The 21,877-nt window shown below is 71.2% G+C and carries 21 protein-coding genes; 11 read left to right on the top strand and 10 right to left on the bottom strand.

Annotation, left to right across the window (positions count from 1 at the left end):
• Positions 1 to 17 precede the first annotated feature (17 nt).
• The gene (locus ATL45_RS13655) at positions 18 to 1,226 is read left to right on the top strand and encodes an acyl-CoA dehydrogenase family protein (RefSeq protein WP_093151540.1); all 1,209 of its coding nucleotides are present in this window, start codon (positions 18 to 20) and stop codon (positions 1,224 to 1,226) included.
• Between the two features lie 94 nt (positions 1,227 to 1,320).
• On the opposite strand, the gene ATL45_RS13650 is transcribed toward ATL45_RS13655, so the two are convergent.
• Positions 1,321 to 1,992, bottom strand: coding sequence for a hypothetical protein (locus ATL45_RS13650; protein ID WP_093150924.1), 672 nt, complete (start codon positions 1,990 to 1,992; stop codon positions 1,321 to 1,323).
• 185 nt (positions 1,993 to 2,177) lie between these two features.
• On the opposite strand from ATL45_RS13650, the gene ATL45_RS13645 reads away from it, so the two are divergent.
• A complete protein-coding gene (locus ATL45_RS13645; RefSeq protein WP_093150920.1) occupies positions 2,178 to 2,747 on the top strand; it encodes a hypothetical protein in 570 nt (189 codons plus the stop codon).
• A gap of 93 nt (positions 2,748 to 2,840) precedes the next feature.
• Here ATL45_RS13645 and ATL45_RS13640 read toward each other — a convergent pair whose 3' ends face one another.
• Positions 2,841 to 3,104 carry a hypothetical protein gene (locus ATL45_RS13640; RefSeq protein WP_093150916.1) on the bottom strand — a complete coding sequence of 88 codons (264 nt, stop codon included), beginning with the start codon at positions 3,102 to 3,104 and terminating at the stop codon, positions 2,841 to 2,843.
• A 621-nt stretch (positions 3,105 to 3,725) separates the two neighbouring features.
• On the opposite strand from ATL45_RS13640, the gene ATL45_RS13635 reads away from it, so the two are divergent.
• Positions 3,726 to 3,962 carry a hypothetical protein gene (locus ATL45_RS13635; RefSeq protein ID WP_093150912.1) on the top strand — a complete coding sequence of 79 codons (237 nt, stop codon included), beginning with the start codon at positions 3,726 to 3,728 and terminating at the stop codon, positions 3,960 to 3,962.
• A gap of 136 nt (positions 3,963 to 4,098) precedes the next feature.
• Positions 4,099 to 4,575 (top strand): pyridoxamine 5'-phosphate oxidase family protein, encoded by a 477-nt coding sequence (locus tag ATL45_RS13630; protein ID WP_093150906.1) that lies wholly within the window; start codon positions 4,099 to 4,101, stop codon positions 4,573 to 4,575.
• Positions 4,576 to 4,709: 134 nt separating this feature from the next.
• Here ATL45_RS13630 and ATL45_RS13625 read toward each other — a convergent pair whose 3' ends face one another.
• Genes ATL45_RS13625 through pdhA form a run of 3 tightly spaced genes read right to left on the bottom strand, consistent with a single transcriptional unit; the run spans position 4,710 to position 8,240 of the window.
• On the bottom strand, positions 4,710 to 5,993 hold the full coding sequence (locus ATL45_RS13625) for a dihydrolipoamide acetyltransferase family protein (RefSeq protein WP_093150901.1): 1,284 nt from the start codon (positions 5,991 to 5,993) through the stop codon (positions 4,710 to 4,712).
• Positions 5,994 to 6,006: 13 nt separating this feature from the next.
• Positions 6,007 to 7,023, bottom strand: a complete 1,017-nt coding sequence (locus ATL45_RS13620; RefSeq protein ID WP_093150898.1) for an alpha-ketoacid dehydrogenase subunit beta — start codon at positions 7,021 to 7,023, stop codon at positions 6,007 to 6,009.
• The gene (pdhA, locus tag ATL45_RS13615; RefSeq protein ID WP_170210234.1) at positions 7,023 to 8,240 is read right to left on the bottom strand and encodes a pyruvate dehydrogenase (acetyl-transferring) E1 component subunit alpha; all 1,218 of its coding nucleotides are present in this window, start codon (positions 8,238 to 8,240) and stop codon (positions 7,023 to 7,025) included. The genes ATL45_RS13620 and pdhA overlap by 1 nt, the downstream gene beginning before the upstream one ends.
• 507 nt (positions 8,241 to 8,747) lie before the next feature.
• On the opposite strand from pdhA, the gene ATL45_RS13610 reads away from it, so the two are divergent.
• From ATL45_RS13610 to ATL45_RS13595, 4 genes are all read left to right on the top strand, one after another.
• The gene (locus tag ATL45_RS13610) at positions 8,748 to 9,407 is read left to right on the top strand and encodes a GOLPH3/VPS74 family protein (protein ID WP_170210233.1); all 660 of its coding nucleotides are present in this window, start codon (positions 8,748 to 8,750) and stop codon (positions 9,405 to 9,407) included.
• Between the two features lie 35 nt (positions 9,408 to 9,442).
• Positions 9,443 to 10,114, top strand: coding sequence for a GOLPH3/VPS74 family protein (locus ATL45_RS13605; RefSeq protein ID WP_246025323.1), 672 nt, complete (start codon positions 9,443 to 9,445; stop codon positions 10,112 to 10,114).
• 41 nt (positions 10,115 to 10,155) lie between these two features.
• Positions 10,156 to 11,571, top strand: a complete 1,416-nt coding sequence (locus ATL45_RS13600; RefSeq protein ID WP_093150887.1) for a M20/M25/M40 family metallo-hydrolase — start codon at positions 10,156 to 10,158, stop codon at positions 11,569 to 11,571.
• Positions 11,572 to 11,691: 120 nt separating this feature from the next.
• Positions 11,692 to 12,885 carry an MFS transporter gene (locus ATL45_RS13595; RefSeq protein ID WP_170210232.1) on the top strand — a complete coding sequence of 398 codons (1,194 nt, stop codon included), beginning with the start codon at positions 11,692 to 11,694 and terminating at the stop codon, positions 12,883 to 12,885.
• On the opposite strand, the gene ATL45_RS13590 is transcribed toward ATL45_RS13595, so the two are convergent.
• Positions 12,886 to 13,734, bottom strand: coding sequence for a helix-turn-helix domain-containing protein (locus tag ATL45_RS13590; protein WP_121505337.1), 849 nt, complete (start codon positions 13,732 to 13,734; stop codon positions 12,886 to 12,888).
• 82 nt (positions 13,735 to 13,816) lie between these two features.
• On the opposite strand from ATL45_RS13590, the gene ATL45_RS13585 reads away from it, so the two are divergent.
• Together ATL45_RS13585 and ATL45_RS13580 are read left to right on the top strand one after the other, a co-directional pair.
• Positions 13,817 to 14,632, top strand: coding sequence for an ABC transporter ATP-binding protein (locus ATL45_RS13585; RefSeq protein ID WP_246025322.1), 816 nt, complete (start codon positions 13,817 to 13,819; stop codon positions 14,630 to 14,632).
• The gene (locus tag ATL45_RS13580) at positions 14,629 to 15,276 is read left to right on the top strand and encodes a hypothetical protein (protein WP_093150877.1); all 648 of its coding nucleotides are present in this window, start codon (positions 14,629 to 14,631) and stop codon (positions 15,274 to 15,276) included. The genes ATL45_RS13585 and ATL45_RS13580 overlap by 4 nt, the downstream gene beginning before the upstream one ends.
• A gap of 3 nt (positions 15,277 to 15,279) precedes the next feature.
• Here the strand turns inward: ATL45_RS13580 and ATL45_RS13575 are convergent, their stop codons facing one another.
• The 4 genes from ATL45_RS13575 to ATL45_RS13550 all read right to left on the bottom strand — a co-directional run bounded on the left by ATL45_RS13575 (position 15,280) and on the right by ATL45_RS13550 (position 21,076).
• Complete coding sequence (locus ATL45_RS13575) at positions 15,280 to 15,471, bottom strand: PspC domain-containing protein (protein WP_170210231.1); 192 nt, start codon at positions 15,469 to 15,471, stop codon at positions 15,280 to 15,282.
• 34 nt (positions 15,472 to 15,505) lie between these two features.
• Complete coding sequence (locus ATL45_RS13570) at positions 15,506 to 17,143, bottom strand: glycosyltransferase family 87 protein (RefSeq protein ID WP_439332455.1); 1,638 nt, start codon at positions 17,141 to 17,143, stop codon at positions 15,506 to 15,508.
• A gap of 78 nt (positions 17,144 to 17,221) precedes the next feature.
• Positions 17,222 to 20,428, bottom strand: a complete 3,207-nt coding sequence (locus ATL45_RS13565) for a transglycosylase domain-containing protein (protein WP_170210230.1) — start codon at positions 20,426 to 20,428, stop codon at positions 17,222 to 17,224.
• A gap of 243 nt (positions 20,429 to 20,671) precedes the next feature.
• The gene (locus tag ATL45_RS13550) at positions 20,672 to 21,076 is read right to left on the bottom strand and encodes a DUF5318 domain-containing protein (RefSeq protein WP_211841223.1); all 405 of its coding nucleotides are present in this window, start codon (positions 21,074 to 21,076) and stop codon (positions 20,672 to 20,674) included.
• 223 nt (positions 21,077 to 21,299) lie between these two features.
• Between ATL45_RS13550 and ATL45_RS13545 the strand changes: the two genes are divergently transcribed.
• Positions 21,300 to 21,869, top strand: coding sequence for a PadR family transcriptional regulator (locus tag ATL45_RS13545; protein ID WP_093150851.1), 570 nt, complete (start codon positions 21,300 to 21,302; stop codon positions 21,867 to 21,869).
• Positions 21,870 to 21,877 lie beyond the last annotated feature (8 nt).

Below are 21,877 nucleotides of genomic sequence, written 5' to 3'. Positions count from 1 at the left end.
CAGAGAAACGGAAGACGATGACTTTTTCCCTGGAGCTGAGCGAGGAGCAGCAGGAGCTGCGGGACTGGGTGCACGGCTTCGCCGAGCAGACCATCCGCCCGGCCGCGCGCGAGTGGGACGAGCGCGAGGAGACGCCCTGGCCGATCATCCAGGAAGCGGCCAAGATCGGGCTCTACGGCTTCGAGAGCCTGGCCACGTTCTGGGCCGACGACACCGGCCTGTCGCTGCCCATCGCCAATGAGGAGCTTTTCTGGGGCGACGGCGGTATCGGCATGGCGATCTTCGGCACCACCCTCGCGGTGGCCGGGATCTTCGCCGTGGGCACCCCTGACCAGCTCGCCGAGTGGGTGCCGCAGTGCTACGGCGACGCCGACGACCCGAAGGTCGCGGCGTTCTGCTCGTCGGAACCGGGCGCCGGTTCCGACGTCGCGGCGATGCGCACCCGCGCGGTCTACGACGAGGCCACCGACGAGTGGGTGCTCAACGGCCAGAAGGCGTGGGCGACCAACGGCGGCATCGCCAACGTGCACGTGGTCCAGGCGGTCGTGGACCCGGAGCTGGGCTCCCGCGGTCAGGCCGCGTTCGTGGTCCCGCCGGGCACCAAGGGCCTGGAAGCCCCGAGCAAGATCAAGAAGCACGGGCTGCGCGCCTCGCACACCGCCGACGTGTTCCTCGACGACGTGCGCGTTCCCGGTCGCTGCCTGCTGGGCGGCAAGGAGAAGCTGGACGAGCGGCTGGCCCGCGCCCGCGAAGGCGCCAAGGGCAGCGCGCAGGCGGCGATGAAGACCTTCGAGCTCTCCCGCCCGACGGTCGGCGCGCAGGCCATCGGCATCGCGCGGGCGGCCTACGAGACGGCGCTGGAGTACGCGCAGCAGCGCGAGACCTTCGGCCGCCCGATCATCGAGAACCAGTCGATCGCCTTCACCCTGGCCGACATGCGGATGGAGATCGACGCGGCCCGCCTGCTGGTGTGGCGCGCGGCGTGGCTGGGCCGCAACGGCGGCTTCACCGCGGGTGAGGGCTCGATGTCCAAGCTCAAGGCGGGCCGCGTGGCGACCTGGGCGACGGAGCGGGCGATCCAGGTCCTCGGCGGCAACGGCTACACCCGCGAGTTCCCGGTGGAGCGGATGCACCGCGACGCCAAGATCTACGACATCTTCGAGGGCACCGAGCAGATCCAGCAGCTGGTCATCGCCCGGGCCATCTCCGGCAAGCACATCGCCTGACGCAGGCGCCTCCGTTCCCGCTGTGTTCCGGCCGCGGGCGGAACACAGCGGGAACCCCCGTTTCGAGGACGGCACCGCGGAACTCCCGCGGCGATCATGCGTCGAGGTAGGGGCTGAAGTGGTCGGCGACGATCTCGGCGATCGCAGCGGCATCGCGGGAACCGTCGACTTCGATCACGCGGACTCCGAGCTGATGGGCGGCGCGGACTGCGTCATCGGCGACGAGCCGGTCCCGTGCCAGCCGGTTGGCCTGCGCTCGGGCCGGGTCGCTGACGCGGTGCCCGAGCGAAGTGGCCCGGGGCAGCTCGCGGACCTGCCGGTCGCGGAACTCGGGTGTGGGCACCATGACGACCATCCGGCGCGGTGAGTCGACGATGGGTGCGACGAGTTCGGGCCGCAGTCCCCAGCCTTCGGCGATGACCGGGCGGCCGGACACGAGTGCGCGCAGGTCGTCGAGCGCCCACTGGAACCGCTCCGGGAAACCCGCCAGGGTCTGGGCGGTCATCTCTTCGGGGGTGGTGTGGACCCACACCGCGTCCGCGTCGGGCTCGGTGGCGGGCTCACCGAGCCCGACGCGGCGGGCGATCCGGCGGTCGTTGTGACCGCGGGCATCGTGGTAGTCGTAGTGGTAGGCGGTGACGCCGTGGTTCACGGCCAGCAGCCGGGCGACGGTCGACTTGCCCGCCCACTGGCCGCCTCCGATCCACAACGCGCGGCGCAAGGTGCCGAAGGGATCCCGGACTTCATCGTCGTCATGGCTGGTCATCTGCTGTCCTCCTGCGTCGGAGCTGCGGCGGCCGACTCGGCGGCGAGAGGCCGATCATCGAGAACCGGTCATCGCCTTCACCCTGGCCTACCTGCGGATGAAGATCGACGCGGCCCGCCTACCGGTGCGATCGAGCTGCGGAGAACTCCACCTGCCGAGCGCTCGCGCCTGTCAAGATCGACTCCATGTTCGAAGAGTTCGTCGTGGCGTACCGCTGCACGAGTGCCGGCAGCGCGCCGGAGGTTCCCGATTCCGTCCACCCGGTGCTGAAGCCGCTGTTCAGCAGGTTCGGCGGCAGCACCTTCGACGACGGGCTGTACCGGGTGCACACCCCGGAGAGCGCGCAGGTGATCGACGGGTACGTCGTGGACGCCTTCCCCGAGCTGGCGGAGCGCGTGGCCTGCTTCGGCTTCGACTGGCTCGGGCAGCAGTGGGCCGTCGACGCCGGGACCGGCGCTGCCGATGACCCGCACGTGCTGCTGCTCAACCCCAGCACCGGTGAGGTGAGCCCCTTCCCGGTGCCGTACTCCCGGTTCCACGACAGTGTCCTGGTCGACATCAAGGATCTCGGCGAGGAGCAGTTCGGCCTCTGGACGGCGGACAACCCGGGGCACGTCCCGCTGGCGTTCGACGAGTGCGTTGCGAACACGATCCCGCTGTTCGCGGGCGGCGAGGACTCGTGGGCCAATCTGTCGAAGCAGAACCTGCAGGTCGTCTGGGGAACCCACAGCCAGATCCTGGCCCAGCTGCGTTGACGCGACAGCGGGCCCCGGCCGGTGGTCGGGGCCCGCTCGGTGCGGGGGCGCCGCAGGCCGAGGGAGGGGTTGCGGCCTGCGGCTGTCCTCGGGTCAGCTCCAGTCGACCAAGTGCTCACCGTCGTACGCGTGCTCGTCGTCGTGCGCGTACTCGTCGTCATAGACGTACTCGCCGTCGTACCAGCCGCCGAAGCACGCGAGGCTGCCGTACTCGACGTAGATGACGCTGCCGCCGGCCCACTCGCAGTCGGACGCGGTGACGCCCCACGAATCCGCGAACGCGGGTGCGGCCGTGGCCAGCAGCATGCCGAGTCCGAAGCCGGAAGCGACGACTGCCTTCTTGACGCGGTTGCCCATGATCACCGTCTCCCTTCGGGGCTGCCGGGACGCGGTGCCCCGGCCCTTCGAGGGTCAACACCGGCGCCCGCCCGATGCCGGGCGATTAGTCCGGTTGAGCGGGTTACCCGCGCTCGGGCTCCCGGCCGCCGGGCAGGGCGCGCCGGACCGTGTCGGGGTGCTCCGCCGGCCCAGCCGATCAGGCGGGATTGACGGAGGCTCGATCGCCCCGCGGCTGGCACTTCCGGTGGCCGCGAGTGGCGCCCGGGCCGGAAAACCCGGCCGAACCGGACGATCGGGCGACGACCGGACCGCGCCCCACCCGTTGGAGTGGTGCTCGACACGGTGCGGAATTGCACAAAGTGTGCGCGGGTTGGAGTGTTGCGAGGCACGATTTCGTGGGCCCTTGCCCCGGGCATCACTGGGCAAGTGCACCATGACGCTAGTCCGAATGGATGAATGTCGGCGCTGACCGCATCACCAACGGGGACGGTTGGCGTCACAACGGCGCAGCGCGGTGCCGGAAGTGGTACCGGGCTGCCCCCCACGAGCTCCGCGGGGAGGGCTCGGAACGGGGCGACGAGCAGCGAGAGCTGGCGGCGGCCCGGCCACAGCTTCGAGAGTGAACGGGAGGGCGAAGCGGTGAAGAAGACCACCCCTGACCTGGAGACACCCATCTTCCGGGAACTGAACGAAGAACTCGGCGCGCTGCCGGAGATCGACGTGCACGACTTCGACGAGCACGCCTTCGACTTCCTCCGCGAGTACGACGCGAACGCCGAGCGCGAGCAGGCCGAGGAAGCGGCCGAACCGGTCGCCGCGGCCTCGGGCGGCAAGTCCGGCTCCCGCCGCGGTGGCCGCCGCCGCAAGGGCGACTGACATCCGCCGAGCCCGCTGACCGGCTCGGCCCGCAGACGTGCGCGAACAGCTCTGCCGCCTCGTTCCGGCGAGGCGGCAGGGCTGTTCGGCGCTTTCCGGCCGGTCGCTGTCGGAGGTCGGTGCCACCATGTCGCGTATGTCGACGTGGCAGGAATTCGCAGAGCAGGCCCCGGAGCTGGCCGCCCAGGTTCGGGCACGGCTGGAGGCGTTCCGGCACCACGTGCTGGCGACGCTGCGGCGCGACGGTTCGCCGCGGGTGAGCGGGACGGAGGTCGCCTGGCGCGGTCCCGACCTGGTGTTCGGGTCGATGCCGGGATCGCGCAAGGCCGTGGACCTGCGGCGCGACGCCCGGTTCGCGCTGCACGCCAATCCGGGCGTGCCGGAGGACATGATGGGCGGCGTCGACGTGAAGCTGGCCGGCCGGGCCGTGGAGGTCACCGGCGACGAGCACCGCGCCTGGGTCGAGGAGGTCCAGCCCCCGTCCCAGGACTCGCACCTGTTCCGCCTGGACCTCGCCGAGGTCACCACGACGGGCGTCGCCGAGGACCAGATCCACCTGGCCATCACCCGCTGGACGCCGACCGAGGGCATCCGGGTGTACAAGCGCGCCTGACGAGACCTCGGAATCAGCGCGTTTCCGCTGGTAGGTGCCGTGAGTGCTTTGTGAGGCTATAGCAACACAAAGCACTCACGGGCCCTGACCTGCGGAACCAGCACCCACCGCCGAGACAGCGTTGGGGAGCCGGATCAGTACGTGATCGCCATCGCCGGGTTCGCCAGGAGGGCGCCCACGTCCGCGAGGAACTGGGAGCCCTGCTGGCCGTCGACCACGCGGTGATCGAAGCTGAGCGCCAGCTGGCAGACCTTCCGGGGCACCACCTGGCCGTCGACCACCCACGGCATGTCGCGGATCGCGCCGAGGGCGAGGATCGCCGATTCCCCCGGGTTGAGGATCGGCGTTCCGGTGTCGACGCCGAAGACGCCCACGTTGGTGATCGTGAAGGTGCCGCCCAGCATGTCCGCCGGAGCCGTCCTGCCCTCCCGCGCGGTGCTGGTCAGCTGCTCCAGCGACTGCGCCAGCTCCTTCAGGGACTGCTGGTCGGCGTCGCGGACCTTCGGCACCACCAGGCCGCGCGGCGTGGCCGCCGCGATGCCGAGGTGGACGTAGTCCTTGTAGACGATCTCACCGGGCGCTTCGTCCCAGGTGGCGTTGACGTCGGGTGTCCGGCGCACCGCCAGGCAGACCGCCTTCGCCGCGAAGGCCAGCGGGGTGATCTTGACGTCGCGGAACTCCGGGTGCGACTTGAGCTGCTCGCGCAGCTCCATCATCGGCGTGACGTCGACCGTCAGGAACTCGGTGACGTGCGGGGCGGTGAACGCGCTGGTCACCATCGCCTGCGCGGTGGCCTTGCGCACGCCCTTGATCGGCACCCGCCGCTCGCGCGCACCGGGTGCGGCGGTCGGCGCGGCCGGCGGAGCGCCCGCTGCGGACTGCACGTCCTCGCGGGTGATCACGCCGCCGGAACCGGTGCCAGCGAGGTTCGTCAGGTCCACGCCGAGCTCCTTGGCCAGCTTGCGCACCGGCGGCTTGGCAAGCGGGACGTACCCGCCCGCCTGCGCCACCGGCTCGGCCTTCGGAGCGGGCGGGGCCTCGACGACCGCCGCCGCGGGCTGGCCCTTGCGGGGCCTGCGCTTGGTGCTCGTCGCGCGCGGGCCGTATCCGACGAGGTTGGCGACGCGTCCGTTGGACTCCTCGCCGGTCTTGCCGCCGTTGTCCACCGGTTCGGCACCGCCCATGTCGATCGCGATGATCGGCGCGCCGACCTCCACGGTCGCCCCCGGGTCGGCGAGCAGCTCGCGGACCGTTCCTGCCCACGGGCAGGGCAGCTCCACCGAGGCCTTCGCGGTCTCGATCTCCACGATCACCTGGTTGACCGTGACCGCGTCGCCGGGCTTGACGCGCCAGCCGAGGATCTCCGCCTCGGTCAGCCCCTCACCGACGTCGGGCAGCGGGAATTGCTTGATGGCCATCGAAACGACTCCCTCAGTACGCCAGTGAGCGGTCTACTGCGTCCAGCACCCGGTCCAGGTCGGGCAGGTAGCCCTCCTCCAGCTTGCTCGGCGGGTACGGGGTGTCGAACCCGGTCACCCGGAGGACGGGTGCTTCCAGCGAGTAGAAGCACTCCTGCTGCACCCGGGCGGCGATCTCCGAGGTGATCGACGATTCCGCGGGAGCTTCGCTGGCCAGCACCAGCCGACCGGTGCGGCGCACCGACTCGAACACCGGCTCCAGGTCCAGCGGGGACAGCGTGCGCAGGTCGATGACCTCCAGCTCAGTGCCGTCCTCGGCGGCGGCGCTCGCCGCGTCCAGGACGGTGCGCACCATCGGGCCGTAGGTGGCCACCGTGACCGCGGAACCCGGCCGCACCACTCGCGAGGCGAACAGCGGCGCGGGCGGCGCGGTCGGGTCGAGCTCGGCCTTCTCGTAGTAGCGGCGCTTCGGCTCGAAGAACAGCACCGGGTCGTCGCACTCGATGGCCTGCTGCAGCATCCAGTAGGCGTCCACCGGGTTGGCGCAGGAGACCACCTTCAGCCCGCCGATATGCGCGAACAGCGACTCCGGCGATTCCGAGTGGTGCTCGACGGCGCCGATGCCGCCGCCGAAGGGAACCCGCACCACGACCGGCACCTTCACCTTGCCCTGGCTGCGGTAGTGCAGCTTGGCAAGCTGGGAGACGATCTGGTCGAAGCCGGGGAAGATGAACCCGTCGAACTGGATCTCGCACACCGGGCGGAAGCCGCGGATGGCCAGGCCGACGGCGGTGCCGATGATCCCGGACTCGGCCAGCGGGGTGTCCAGCACGCGGTGCTCGCCGAAGTCCTTCTGCAGGCCGTCGGTGATCCGGAAGACGCCACCGAGCTTGCCCACGTCCTCGCCCATCACGAGCACCTTCGGGTCGCGCTCCAGCGCGGAGCGCAGGCCCATGTTCAGCGCCTTGGCGATGGTGACCGTCTGGGAGCCTGCCGTCGCGGTCGGGCGTTCCAATGCGGGCGCGGCCATCAGCGCACACCTCCTGCCATCGCTTCGTCGGCGAATCCGGCCAGGTACTGCAGGTAGGACTCGCGCTGGGCGGCCAGCTGCGGGGTCTCCTCGGCGTAGACCTCGGAGAACATCCGCTCCGGTGGTGGTTCGGGGATGTTGAAGCAGAAGTCGCGGAACCGCGCGGCGAGCTCGTCTGCCTCGGCGTCGACGCCGTCGAAGAAGTCCTGCTCGACGCCCTGGTCGCGGACCAGGTGCACCCGGAGCCGCTCGATCGGGTCCTTGAGCTTCCACGCCTCGTGCTCGTCGGCGAGCCGGTAGCGGGTCGGGTCGTCGGAGGTGGTGTGCGCGTCCATGCGATAGGTGAACGCCTCGATCAGCACCGGGCCGTTGCCGTGGCGGCACTCATCCAGTGCCCACCGGCTCACCGCCAGGCTGGCCAGCACGTCGTTGCCGTCCACCCGGATGCCGGGGAAGCCGTAGCCGCTGGCGCGCTGGTACAGCGGGACGCGGGTCTGCCGCTCGACCGGCTCGGAGATGGCCCACTGGTTGTTCTGGCAGAAGAACACCACCGGGGCGTCGTAGACCGCCGACCACGCCATGGCCTCGTGCACATCGCCCTGGCTGGTGGCGCCGTCGCCGAAGAAGACCATGGTGGCCTCGCCGCCCTGGTCGCCGACCTTGCCCTCGAAGCGCTGGCCCATCGCGTACCCGGTGGCGTTCAGGCACTGGTTGCCGATGACGATCGTGTAGAGGTGGAACCGCTTGTCGATCGGGTCCCAGCTGCCGTGGTCGGTGCCGCGGAAGATGCCCAGGATCTCGGTCGGGTCGATGCCGCGGCACCAGGCGATGCCGTGCTCGCGGTAGCTGGGGAACGCCATGTCCTGCGGCTGCAGCGCGCGACCGGCCCCGATCTGGGCGGCCTCCTGACCGAGCAGCGGGACCCAGATGCCCAGCTGGCCCTGCCGCTGCAGCGCGTTGCCCTCGCGGTCGGCGCGGCGGACCAGCACCATGTCGCGGTACAGGTCGCGCAGCTGCGCGGTGGAGATGTCCAGGTCGAAGTCCGGGTGCTCGACCCGCTGACCTTCTGGGGTGAGGAGCTGAACCAGATCAGCTCCGCCTTCGCTCGTGGCGCGCAAACCGGCGATCACCTGCTCCCGTGTGGGTTTCGCTGCGGTAGCGGCAGGGGGGCCGGTGGTGCCGTCGGTTTCCGATCGCGTCCATTGCTCGGGGGACATGCGTGATCTCCTCGTCTCGCGCCGACCACGCCGCTTGTGGCGCCGCGGCCGACAGCCCCGGTCGTGACCGCCGGCGACCTGGTGGGTCACCTGGTTGCACGGCCTGGGCAGTTGGATCGCTCCCCGCCATCCTGGCACGAAACCGGCCCTCATCGTGAGCCCTGCCACAGGGGACCGGGCCGACCGCGGTGCGGCCTGCCTGCTCCCGCCGGATCACCGTAGTTCGCCGTCGATCAGGGCAAACTCGCAGGTCATCGAAGTAATGGAGGTCCGACTAACGCTTTCTGGACCATCGCAGTACCGATATTGCGCGGACCCTTCTCACTCTTTGTCCGTTTTGTTACATTGACCGCCACCTGCTCCCGTCGAGGAAGGGGTCGGCGCCATGGGGGATTCCGAAGGGCAGCGGCAGAGCTCGCCGACGACCAGCGACCTGAACGACCTCGCCCGCATCATCAGCAGCCTCGGCAGAGCGCTGACCCGGCGGGATTGCGACAAACTGGACGGGTGGGCGAGTACGCGAACCTGCTGACGCTGCCGGACGAGTTCGCGCTGCTGCTGCACAAGCCCAGCGGATCGCACGTCGCCGGCGCGAACTCGAACACCGGCACCGCGGCGGCCGAGATCGGCGAGCTGGTGCTGCGCGGCCGGATGTCGCCGCAGGGCACCGCGCTCCAGCTGCTCGACGCCGCATCCAGCGGCCATCCGTGGATGGACCAGCTGCTGGCGCAGTTCCAGCAGGTCGCCGGGCGCGAGAACCACCCGGTGGAGCTGAGCTGGTGGCTCCAGCTGCGCTCCAACGCGTTCCTCGCGCACCGAGCGGTGCTGGTCGATCGCGGGGTGCTGCGGGTGGAGCGGCGCAAGTTCCTCGGCCTGCTGCCCGACGACCGCTACCACCCGGACCGCTCGATCCGGAGCGCGCTGCTGGCGGAGCTGCACGGGTTGGCGCGCGGCGAACACCCACCCGACGGTCGCCTGGCGCTGCTGGGCGCGCTGGTGCACCGCAGCGGGCTGGAGCACGCGCTGGACTTCGACCGCGAGCAGCGCACCCGGCTGAGGGCGATCGCCGATCGCGAAGACCTCGGCGAAGGCGTGCCCACGCAGGTCGCGGCGATGCTGCGGGCCATGGCGACGATGCCCACCGCGATCGCCATGGCAGGCGGCTGACCCGGGAGATTCGGGCAAATCGCGGTGGAGGGTCGATGATCGCTGCCAGACTGTGGGCCATGACCTCGCTCACCCTGCCGGAAGAGTTCGTCCTGATGCTGCAGCGGGAGAACGGCTCCTACTACTCGGCGTCGGACCACGCGGGCGCGGCCGAGCTCGGCGAGCTCGTGCTGCGGAACCGCGTTTCGTTCACCGGCAAGAAGGTCCAGATGGACGATCCGAGTCCCACCGGCCTCGGCTGGGCCGACGAGTGCATCGCCTACCTGCAGCAGAAGGGCGGCCCGAAGGCCAAGCCGGTGGCGGCCACGAGCTTCATCCAGCACCGGCGCAAGGTGCGCAAGCAGCACTGCGCCGCCCTGGTCGAGCGAGGCCTGATGCGGCACGAGCAGCGGACGGCGCTGTTGATCCCCTACGACAAGTACTTCCCGGACCAGGTGGCGCGCACCGCGCTGATCGACGAGCTGCGCTCGATCGCCCGCGACGAGCGCGAGCTGGACAACCGGTCGGCGCTGCTCGCGGCCCTGGTTCACGCGACCGGTCTGGTCCGGCACTTCGGCTTCGAGCGCGCCGAGCGCAAGCGGCTGAAGGAGATCAGCAAGGGCGAGGAGCTCGGCAAGGCGGTCGCCGCGGTGATCGCGGCGGCGACCGCGGCGATCACCGCCAGCACCATCGCGGCGAGCTCGGCCGCGATGGGCGGCGGGAGCTGAGCTCTCCCCACCAGCGCTGGTCGCGGGCATAGGATCGCGGCGTGGATCGTATTGCCGTTGCGAAGACCGTTGATCGGGTGTGGGACGAATCCGTCCTGCCGAGCCTCTCGGAGCTGGTGGAGATCCCAGCAGTCTCCCCCGCCTTCGACGCCGGCTGGGTCGAGTCCGGGCACCTCGACGCCGCCGTCGAGCACGTGCGCCGGTGGATCGCCGAGCGCGGTGTCGAGGGCGCGACCGTCGAGGTGGTGCGGCTTCCCGAGCGCACCCCGCTGCTGCTGGTGGACGTCCCGGCCACCGAAGGCGCTGCCGAGGGCACCGTGCTGCTCTACGGGCACCTCGACAAGCAGCCGCCGATGGAGGGCTGGTCCGAGGGCCTGGGCCCGTGGACGCCGGTGGTCCGCGACGACCGGCTGTACGGCCGCGGCGCGGCCGACGACGGCTACGCGGGGTACGCGGCGATCACCGCGATCGAGGCGGTCCGCGCGCACGGCGGCGCGCACGCGCGCAGCGTGGTGCTGCTGGAGACCGGTGAGGAGTCCGGCAGCCCGGACCTGCCCGCCTACCTGGAGCACCTGTCCGAGCGGCTCGGCGACGTGTCGCTGGTGGTGTGCCTGGACTCCGGCGCGGGCGACTACGACCGGATGTGGCTGACCACCTCGCTGCGCGGCATGGTCTCGCTGGAGGTCACCGTGCGGGTGCTGGAGAGCGGTCTGCACTCCGGCATCGCCAGCGGCATCGTGCCGAGCTCGTTCCGCGTGCTGCGGCAGCTGCTGGACCGGCTGGAGGACTCCGCCACCGGCGAGATCCTGGTGTCCGAGCTGAACGTGGAGATCCCGGAGAACCGGATCGCCGAGACGCGGTCGGCGATCGAGGCGGTGCCCGGCCTGGTGCGCAACTCGGTGCCGTGGCCGGAGGGCCTGCGGCCGGTCGCCGAGGACGAGGTCGAGCTGGCGCTGAACAACTCCTGGCGGCCGACGCTGTCCATCATCGGTGCCGGTGGCCTGCCGGAGCTGCCCGACGCGGGCAACGTGCTCCGGCCCTACACCACCGCGCTGCTGAGCTTCCGGCTGCCGCCGACCGCCGATCCGGAGGCCGCGCTGCGCGCGGTGCGGGAGAAGCTGACCACCGACGTGCCCTACGGCGCGAAGGTGATCATCGGGCACACCGAGGCCGGGCTGGGCTGGAACGCGCCCGACCTCGCGCCGTGGCTGTCGGACGCGCTGGACCAGGCGGGCAAGGAGATCTTCGGCGCGGAGTGGCTGACGATGGGCCTCGGCGGCTCGATCCCGTTCATGGGCCTGCTGCACGACGCCTACCCGGCGGCGCAGTTCGTGGTGACCGGTGCGCTCGGCCCGGACAGCAACGCGCACGTCCCGGACGAGTCGCTGAACTTCCCGTTCGCGGCGAAGATCACCTCGGCGATCGCCTACGTCCTGGACGCGCACGCCACCCGCTGAGCAGTGGTCGATTCCGCGGGTGATTGACCGCCACCCGGGCGGACGCGGTTCGGACGGATGGTCCGGTCTGCTGGACGGCGTGTCCGGTGGGCGGTGGGCGCGGCGCCAAGACTCGGCTCCATGAGCAGAACAACGGAGATCGAGGCCGCACCCGCCGAGCCGCAGTCCCCCGCGCGGACGTCGTGGCCGGCCGTCATCTCGCTGATGGTCCTGACGTTCGTGCTGGACACCGCGGAGTTCCTGCCGCCCGCGCTGCTGCCCGCGATGGCGGCCTCGCTGGGCGTGTCCGAGGGGCTGGCCGGTCAGGCGGTGACCGCCACCGCGCTGATCGGCTTCGTCATCGCCCCGACGGTCGGGCTGCTGTTCCCGCGCCTGGACCGCCGGACGCTGATGACGGCGCTGGCGGTGGCCGGCGTGGTGTCGAACGTGATCGTCGCGGTCGCGCCTTCGCTGTGGGTGCTGCTGCTCGGCAGGTTGCTCACCGGGGCCGCGATCGGCGGTTTCTGGGGGATGTCGCTGGCGGTCACCGCCCGGGTGGCCGCTCCCGGCCAGCTCGGCCGCGCGCTGGCCGTGGTCTTCTCCGGTTCCACCACCGCCACCGTGGCCGCCGTGCCGATCGGCGCCTACCTCGGGGCGATCTGGGACTGGCGGGTCGTGTTCGGCGTGCTGGCCGTCATCACGCTGGCCGGAACGGTGGTGCTGCGGGCCGTGCTGCCGCCCATCCCGCCGGCGCCGAGCACCGGGCTGCGGACGCTGGCCGACACCTCGCGCGTGCCGGGCATCGCCGCCGGGCTCGGCGGGCTCGTGCTCATCGGCCTGGGCCACTTCGCCGGGTTCACCTACGTCCGGCCGATCCTCGACCAGGTCGACGGGCTCGGTGCGAGCGGCGCCGCGCTGCTGCTGGCGCTGTTCGGCACCGGTGGCTTCCTCGGCAACCTGCTGATCGGCATGATCGCCGACGCGCGCTCCCAGCAGCTGCGCTACCTCGTCCCGGCCGTCCTCGGCACCGCGGTCGCCTCGTTGCTGCTGCTGCCGGTCGCCCCGCAGCTGGTCTACGTCGCGGTGCCGGTCTGGGGCTTCGCCTTCGGCGCGGTGGTCATCGTGGTCGGCGCGTGGGCGCCGCGGCTGGCGCCGGACAAGATCGAGCCGATCGGCGGGCTCACCGTCGCGGGCATGCAGCTGGCCACCGCGCTCGGCGCCGTCACCGGCGGTCTGTTCATCGATCTCGGCGGCATGACCGCGACGCTGGTCTCCGCCGCGATCATCATCGCCGTCGGAACGCTGCTGCTCGGCTCCGCCCGCGAACCGGAGTGATCAGCCCGCGGCCGCGGTCTGCCGCCAGGAGGCGGGGTTGGTGCCGGTGTGGCGGCGGAACGCCCGGCGGAACCCCGCCTCCGACTCGTAGCCCATCCGCTGCGCGACCTCGGCGATGCTCGCGCCCTGCGCCAGCAGCTCCATGCCGCGCTGCACCCGCACTGCGGTGAGGTAGGCGGCGGGCGAGCAGCCCACGACCACGCGGAACTGCTCGGCGAACGCGGAGCGGGACATGGTGGCCTCCCGCGCGAGCTCGTCGACGGTCCACCCGCGACCGGGATCGGTGCGGATCGCGTCCACCGCCCGCGCCACCAGCGGATCGTCGAACCGCTGCAGCCAGCGCTCCGGCGCCAGCCCGCGCTCGGCCCAGGACCGCACCGCCGCGGACAGCACCGCCGAGGCGATCTGCCTGCAGATCAGGGCCTCACCGGCACGCGCGGGCTCCGGTGCGCACACCATCTGCTCGATCAGCCCGGCCAGCTCCGGCTCGTGACCGGCGAACCCCGGCACCGCAACGGTTTCCGGCAGGAACGCCATCACCTGCCGACCGGGTTCGTCGTGGTCGAAGAAACCGCTGACCACGGTGGCGTCGCCGGTGGCGTGCAGCTCGTGCCGACGTCCGGTGCCGATGAGCAGCAGATCGCCGACCGCCAACGACCACCGCTGATCGCCGACGCGCACCTCGGCGCTCCCGCTCGACGCGAAGTGGAAAGCTCCGGAGCCCGCGGGCAGATCGGTCCACTGCCCGGCGGGCAGGACCGTCCGCCGCGCCATGCCCAGCGTCCACTGCAGCGACGCCAGCGCGCGGTCCAGCGCACCGGGCCTCGTCTCGTGATCCACGTCGTGCACAACCCGCCTCCGCCGTCCGTTTGTTCCCGTTGCGGCGGCGGCATCGTGCGAGGAGGTATACCTGTGGAGGCGGTCTCCACTGGTGGGCAGGGGGTTCTGGGTGGTGGTCCGGGAACTCGCCGGGGTGGTCAAGAACTTCGGGGCGCGGCCGGTGCTGCGAGGTGTCGACCTCTCGGTGGCGGCCGGTGAGGTGATCGGGGTCCTGGGCACCAACGGTTCCGGGAAGTCGACGCTGCTGCGGATCCTCGCGGGCGTGTCCAAGCCGTCCGGCGGCACCGCCTCCGGACGGCCGCGCACCGGGTACGTGCCCGACCGCTTTCCCGCGCGGCAGCGGATGAGCGCCCTCTCCTACCTCTGCCACCTCGGCCGGATCAGCGGCTTGTCCACCGCCGAAGCGCGGCGGCGGGCCGGCGGCTGGCTGGAGCGCTTCGCGCTGGCCGGTGGCCCGGACGCACCGCTGCGCGATCTGTCGAAGGGCAACGCGCAGAAGGTCGGCCTGGCGCAGGCGCTGCTGCCGGAACCGGATCTGCTGGTGCTGGACGAACCGTGGTCCGGACTGGACGCCGGAACCCGCGCGGTGCTGACCGAGGTCGTCGGCGAGTCCGCGGCACGAGGCGCCGCCGTGGTGTTCACCGACCACCGCCCGGATCTCGTGCGCACCACCGCCACCCGCGCGCACCGGCTCGTCGACGGGCGGCTCCAGCCGCTCGGATCGGAGGTGCCGACCTGCCGGATCCTGTTGCGCGGCGGGACGGACGAGGAGTGGAGCGGCGTGGTGGCGCGGCGCGGCGACGACGTCGAGCTGGAAGTCGCGGTGGCAGAACGGGAAGCGCTGCTGCTCGAAGCCATCCGGCGCGGCTGCGCGGTGATCTCGGTGGATTCGCGGGTGGGGCGATGATCGCGCTGATCCGCTACCGGCTCGCGGAACTCGGCCACTCGCAGCGCTACCTGCCGCCGGTGTTGCTCCACATAGGACTGCTCGCGGTCTTCTACAGCGACGGCGCCGGCCCGGCGCTGCCGGGTCATGCGGTGACCGCCGCCGCGCTGCTGGTGGTGTCGGGCTGGCTGACGATCGCGCTGGTCGACGTGGAGGACGTCGTGCAGCGCACCGTCACCCGCGCGCACGCGGGCTCGGTGCACCGGATGCTGTCCGGCACCGTGCTGAGCGTGCTGTGCTGCGCGGGCGGACTGGCGGTGCTGTCCACCGCGTGGTCGCAGGTCGCGTCCGGATTCGCCCACCTGGCAACGGATCTAGCCATCGGCCTGCTCGGGCACCTGGTGTGCGCGGTGTTCGGCATCGCGGTCGCGCTGCCGTGCTCGGGCCTGGTCATCCGGCGGACCGGCTACTCGGTGATCGCCGCGGCGGCCCTGCTGACGATCACGCTGCTGGCCGAGTGGCTACCGCTGGCCCACCCGCTGCTGCTCGCGCTGAGCTCCTCGTCCGCACCACCGCACCTGCTCGTGCAGTCCACGCTCACCGCCGCAGGCGCGCTGATCGCCAGCACGGTGCTGGTCGCCATCCGGGTCACCCGCCGCACCTGAAGCTCAGCGCTTCGGGATGAGCACCCAGAGGACCAGGTAGACCAGGAACTGCGGGCCCGGCAGCAGGCAGGACACCAGGAACAGGATCCGGACCGTGGACGGCTTCATGCCGAAGCGCTGGGCGAGTCCGGCGCACACACCGGCGATCATCGCGCTGTCCTTCGGGCGGGCCAGGGGCATTCGGTAGGTCGTCATGCTTCCAGCATCCGTGCCGGGCAGCGGCCGCACGTCAGGGGCGAACCCCTAGTTCCCCCTGAACGCCCGTGGTCCTGCCGAAGGAACGCGGCGCGGGCAGGACGAAGCGGTCGTGGGCGCCGTCGAGGAAGCCGCCGCACGGGTCGTCCAGCGCGTCCGGCACGCGGCCCGGGCGCACCGAGAGGGTCGTCCGGACCTTGTCGCGCGCCGGGTTCAGGATCTCCCGGACGATCAGCACGCACAGGGCCACCACCATGACGTCCCGGATCACGACCGCGCCCAGGAACCAGCCCTCGGGCAGGCCCTTGTTGGCCGTGCCCAGGTAGTAGTACATCCGCGGCGCCCAGACCACCGCGTCGACGAGCATCCAGGCCAGCAGCAGCCGCCAGCGCGGGATCGCCAGCACCGCCAGCGGCACCAGCCACAGCGAGTACTGCGGGCTCCACACCTTGTTGGTCAGCAGGAACGCCGCCACCACCAGGAAGCACAGCTGCGCCAGCCGCGGCCGGGTGGGCGCCGCCAGCGCCAGCCACCCGATCGCCGCGCAGGCCAGCAGGAACAGCGCGAGGCTCACCGAGTTCAGCACCGTCGGCGTCGCGCCCGGCGGCAGCTCGCCGTCGAACCCGGCCCACCCGGTGAAGTGCATCAGCACGTTGTACAGCGAGTCCGGATCGGCCGCGCGCTGGTTGTTCAGCCGGAAGAACTCGCCCCAACCCGCCGGGTAGAGCACCAGGATCGGCACGTTCACCGCCAGCCAGGCCAGCGCCGCGGCCAGCACCGCGCGCACCGCCTCCGGCACCTTGCCCGCCCGCCAGGCCAGCACCAGCAGCGGGCCGAGGAAGAACAGCGGGTAGAGCTTGGCCGCCCCGCCGAGACCGATCAGCACCCCGGCCAGCACCGGTCGGCGCCGCGCCCACGCGAGCAGCCCGGCGGTGCCCAGCGCGGTGGCCAGCGCGTCGAAGTTGGTGAAGGCGTGCACCAGGACCAGCGGGGAGAGCGCGGCTATCGCGACGTCCCAGACCCGCCTGCGGCACAGCCCGACCAGCGCCCAGATGGTCACCAGCCAGGCCGCGGCCAGCCAGAACGCGGTGAGGTTGAAGTACAGCACGCTGGTCAGGCCACCGGGCAGGAAGCCGAGCTCGGCCAGCGTCGCCCACCCGTCGGCGGCCCGCGCGTTGATCCACTGGAACACCCCGGTCAGCACCGGGTACTCCATGTACCGGACCTTCTCCTGCGGTGTGCCCGCGTTCTCCAGCCACGGCGTCTTGTACGGGAACGCGTCGTCGCGGGCCAAGTCGCCCATGCCGTAGCGCGGGATGATGTCGGTGTAGCACATGGCGGTGTACTGCTTGTTGTTCCGCCAGTCCAGCTGCGGTCCGCTGCCGGTGTCGTAGGTGAGCTGGCAGGGCGCCTTGAACAGCCACGCCGCGGCCAGCACCAGCACCGCGAACAGCAGGATCACCCGCAGCGGTGTCCAGAACCACTGCCTGCCGACCTGCGCGTGCCTGCCCAGCCTGCCGCCGAACGGGCGGCTGATCTGCTGCGCCAGCGGCTCCGACCAGGTCGGCGCGACGCGGTCCTCGGGACCGAGCGAGTCGCTGTCCACCGCCGAATCCGGACGCCGGTGGGGCGTCGGCGGTTCACTGCTGGCGGGCTCGGTCGTGGGGGACACGCCCGGATGCTACTTGGCGCGAACAACGCACGAGGGGCACCCGCCGCAGCGGATGCCCCTCGTGCTCGAACCCGGTCGTCAGCCGTAGTACCTCGGCCGGTCCGTCGGAGCGACGTTGTTGGGCCCGCCGCCCCCGTCGCCGCTGTCACCATCGCCGTCACCGTCACCGTCGCCCTGCCCCGGCGGGCACGGCGGGGAGAAGATGCCACCGCAGTCGCGGCTCGGCCGTCCGGCGCTGGAGGTCGGGTCCTCCGACTCGTCCGGATCCCGGGAGTTGCTCGGGTCCATCGACTCGCTCGGGAGCATCGACTCGCTCGGCGCCTCGCTCGTCGGCGGGGGCGGCGGCGGGGTGTCCTCGAACTGCCCGATCTTGCCCGGCGTCGGCAGCTTCTCCACCTTCTTGCCCTGCAGGTAGGAGTTCATGAACTTCTGCCACACCTGCGACGGGTACTTGCTGCCGTAGAAGGTCTTGCCGCTGGAGTCCTTCAGCGGCTGCGGTTGGCCATCGTTGTTGAGCATCGCCACCGCCGTGGAGACCTGCGGCGTCGCGCCGATCATCCAGGCGTTCCGGTTCAGGTTCGTGGAACCCCACTGGTGGGTACCGGTCTTGGCGGCCACCGGACGGTTGTTGTTGAGCGGCACCTTGGAGCTCGAGGCCACGTTCTTCATCGACTCGGCGACGTCGGCGGCGATGTCCGAGCTCTCCTCGGCGTCGCTGCTGAAGGCCGGCTCGGGTTCCGGGATCTTCAGGTTGTACGGGCCGGTCACGGAGCTGACCGCCTCGGACACGAAGTGCGGCTTGACCCTCTCACCGCCGTTGACGAACGTCCCGTACGCCGCGGCCATGTCCGTCGGGCGGACCGGGTACTGGCCCAGCGCGATACCGGATTCGACGATGCCGTTGTTCGACAGCTTCGTCGATTCCGAGATGCCCGCCTCGTGCGCGGTCTCAGCGACCTTGGGGGTCCCGACCTTGTTGGCCAGGTGGACGAACACGGTGTTGACCGACTTGGTCATCGCCTCGCGGATCCCGCAGTGCGTCGGGACGTCGCACGCGATGCCTTCGGAGTTCCGGAACGGGGTTCCGGCGATCACCTGGTTGTCGCTGCCGTCGTAGTACTCACCGATGCCGATGCCCTGCTTCAGGCCCGCCGCAACCACGAGCGGCTTGAACGACGAGCCCGGTTCCTGCTCCTGGCTGGCCCAGTCCAGGTCACCGCGGTTCTCCTTCGAACCGTAGTAGGCCAGCACCCCGCCGGTCTTCGGGTCGACCGCGACCAGCGAGGTCCGCAGCGTTTTCGGCTGCTCTTCCATCACCGAGTGGACGGCTTGCTCGGCCTTCTCCTGCGCGTCCGGGTCGATGGTGGTCTTGATCCGGTAGCCACCGCGGGACAGCTCGTCCTCGGTCAGCCCCTTCTCGTTCAGCTCGGCCTGGATGGCCGTCCAGATGGCGTCCTGCTCAGGGGTGAGCCGGCTGTCCTTCCGCCAGTCCCCGCGCGGGAGGGTTTGCGGGTACTGCATGGTCTCCCGCTCGCCCGGCTGCAGGAAGCCGTTGTTCTCCATCTGCCCGATGACGTAGTCCCAGCGGGCCTTGGCCTTCTCCGGGTTCTGGCCGGGGTCGTTGCCGCCGTACGGCGCCTGCACCACGCCGGCCAGGATGGCGGCCTCCGCGTTGTTCAGCTGGCTCGGTTCCTTGCCGAAGTACGCCTTCGAGGCGGCCTTGATCCCGTTCGTGCCGCGTCCGTAGCTGGCCGTGTTCATGTACGCCAGCAGGATCTCGTCCTTGGACATGTCGTTCGTCAGCTTGTAGGCCAGCACGATCTCTTTGATCTTGCGGACGTAGGTCGGATCCTTCTTCAGGTCCTGGTCCAGCTTGAGGAACTGCTGGGTGATCGTCGAGCCGCCACCGATGCCGGAGCCGGTCGCCATGAAGTAGACCGAGCGCGCGATGCCCTTGAAGTCAAACCCGGGGTTCTCGTAGAAGGTGGCGTCCTCCGCGGCGAGAGTCGCGTTGCGCATCGCCGGGGAGACCTCGTTGATGCTGTTGATCACCTCGCGCGTCTTGTCGGTGGAGACCCGCGCCATCGGTTCGCCGTTGGCGTAGAGCAGGTCGACCGGCCGGTCCGCGTCCATCACCTTGGCCTGGCTCGGCGCCTGCCAGGACACGTAGCCGTAGATGAACACCGCGACGGGCGCCAGGATGAACAGCGCGGTAGCGACGTAGCAGGCCCGCCGCACCCGCTTCCAGAGCACGCTGCGCTTGCTCCGACGGGCGCTCATCTCGTCGTCCGGGTCGTCGTCGGCCGGGCCGAAGTCGTCGAATCGGTCGTCGCCATCGCGATCATCCCCGTTGCGGGCGTCGCCACGTCCGTCGTCGTAGCCGCGCCCGTCGTCGTAGTTGTCGTACGGGTCGTCGTCGAGCTGGTCGTCGGCGTAGTAGTTGTAGCTGCCCTGTTCCTGGTGCGTGAGCAGCTGCGGCTCGCGGGGGTTTCCCGCGCCGTTCGCCGCCGCTCCACCGGCCGCACCTGCGGCTCCACCGGCCGCTGCGCCAGCGGCACCACCAGCACCACCGCCCGCTGCACCGGCAGCTCCAGCTGCTCCGGCTCCGGCGGCCATGCCGGCGGCAGCCGCGCCTGCGGCCGCAGCGCCCGCGGCGGCTGCGCCACCAGCGCGACGGCGGTCGTCGTCACGCCCCGGCTGGGGGATGTTCTGAGTCGGCTGCTCCGCGCTCGGCGGCTGCGGCGGCCGACCGGGCGGCGGGCCCTGGCGGGTCTGCTGCGCGCTCGGAGGCGGTGGCGGCCCCTGACGGCCACCCGGAGGCGGCGGAGGCGGGCCCTCCCGGCCAGGTCCGTGCGGCGCGCCTTCGCGGCCGCCGTTCGGCGGCGGGGGCGGTGCGCCTTCGCGGCCGCCGTTGGGCGGCGGAGGCGGCACCGGGGTGTACGCGGTCGGCAGGTCGAGATTGCCGCGCCCGTTGTCGCCCGAATCGCCCGAATCACCGCTCAGCCGCTTGGACAGCGCGGAGTCGTCATCGTCGTCATCGTCGAACGACGGCGTCCACGCGCCGGTGCGCTCCTGCGCCGACTCGCCCTCGGGCCACTTCGCGTCCGGACCGGAGGGCACCGCGGGCTGCTGCTGGGTCTCCTGCGCGTCCGGGTTGCCGTTCGGCCACTGCTGGTTCGGCGGCCCCGGTCGCGGAGGCGGAGGCGGAGGGCCCTGCCTCGGCCCCGGTCGCGGTTCTTCGCTCGGCCACGCCGGCCCGCCCGGCCCCGGCGGCGGTCCGGTCATCGGGCGCTGCGGGGGACGCGCCTGGTCGCCGGGATGCGGCGGACCGGGGCGCTGAGGCGGCGGGGGTGGCGTGCCACGACCATCGGGCTGGGGTTGCCTTGAGTGGCGGCCTCGGGGGTGGTCGTCACGCTCGTCGTTCACGAGTGGGCCTCCAGGACAGGCGTCGGGCGACGCCATGTGATGCGTTCACGTCGGGGTTGCACCGCACCGGGCGCGCGGTCGTGAGTCGGGGCACGACCGGATTCACTCCGCAGCAGTCTTGCGCTGGGAACGCCGCTCGTTCAAGCCGCCAGTTCCCAGGACGTACGACTGCACCAGGTGGTTCCAATTACATGTGCGGCATACCTCTACGACGTAGACGTTGAACTCCTCGAACACGGCGGCCATCCGGTCCAGCTCCTCGGGTGCTCGCGCCGTACCGGACGCGTGCTTGAGGGCATCGCCGAAGACCCACGAGACCAGGGTCAACGGCTCCTTCCGACACACCGGGCAGGTCACCCCGCTCGGCTCACCGTGGAACTTCGCCGCCCGCAGCAGGTACGGATCGGCGTCGCAGACCTCCATCACCCCGACGCGGCCAGCGTGGACCTGCGCGAGCAGCGCCCTGCGCTGCAACGCGTAGTCGACCACTTGCCGTTGGGTCCGCACGACCACAGGGTACGTGGCGGTGACGACTACTCCATGCGCCGTTCAGGGCAGGCGTGCCCACCGACCGCCACGTGCAGTGACGACGGCCACCTCAGCGCCGCTCGATCGTGGTCCCCGATATATCGCCGCGATATACTCCGCCAGGTGGTCTAGCGGGTGGTGCGCGGCAGCGCGGGCCGGTTCCGCACGAGGCCACCGGTGATCCTGTCCGAGGAGGGTGCGGATGCTCGAACTCGCCGTGCTCGGTCTCCTGCACGAGGCCCCGATGCACGGCTACGAGCTGCGGAAGCGGTTGCACGACGCACCGGGTGCCTTCCGCGCGCTGTCCTGCGGAACTTTGTACCCGACGTTGCGCAGGCTGCAGCGCGCCGGACTGATCGAGGAACAGCCCGAGACCCCCGACGCGCGCGGCTGGGGTCGACGGGCACGTCGCGTGTACCGGGTGACCACGGCGGGCGAGTTCCGCTTCGCCGAGCTGGTCGGGGACTGCGGGCCGCAGGCGTGCGACGACAACGCGTTCGGCGTCCACGTGGTGTTCTTCTCCCGCACCCCGGCCGAGGCCCGGTTGCGGATCCTGGAGGGCAGGCGGCGGCGCGTCGAAGAACGCCGTGAGGGCCTGCGCAACGCGCTGGCCGACGACGACCGGTTCGACCGCTACACCCGGGAGCTGCACCGCCTCCGGCTCGACCACAGCGAACGGGAGATTCGCTGGCTCGACGAGATCATCGAACACGAACGCGCCGAGCAGGCAGCTGCGGCGCGCGAGCAAGAACTGCAAGGACACGACAGATGACCAAGAAG

It is taken from the genome of Saccharopolyspora antimicrobica (assembly GCF_003635025.1).
In the GTDB taxonomy this organism is placed as follows: Bacteria; Actinomycetota; Actinomycetes; order Mycobacteriales; family Pseudonocardiaceae; genus Saccharopolyspora; species Saccharopolyspora antimicrobica.
This window is presented reverse-complemented; position numbering and strand designations above follow the sequence as displayed.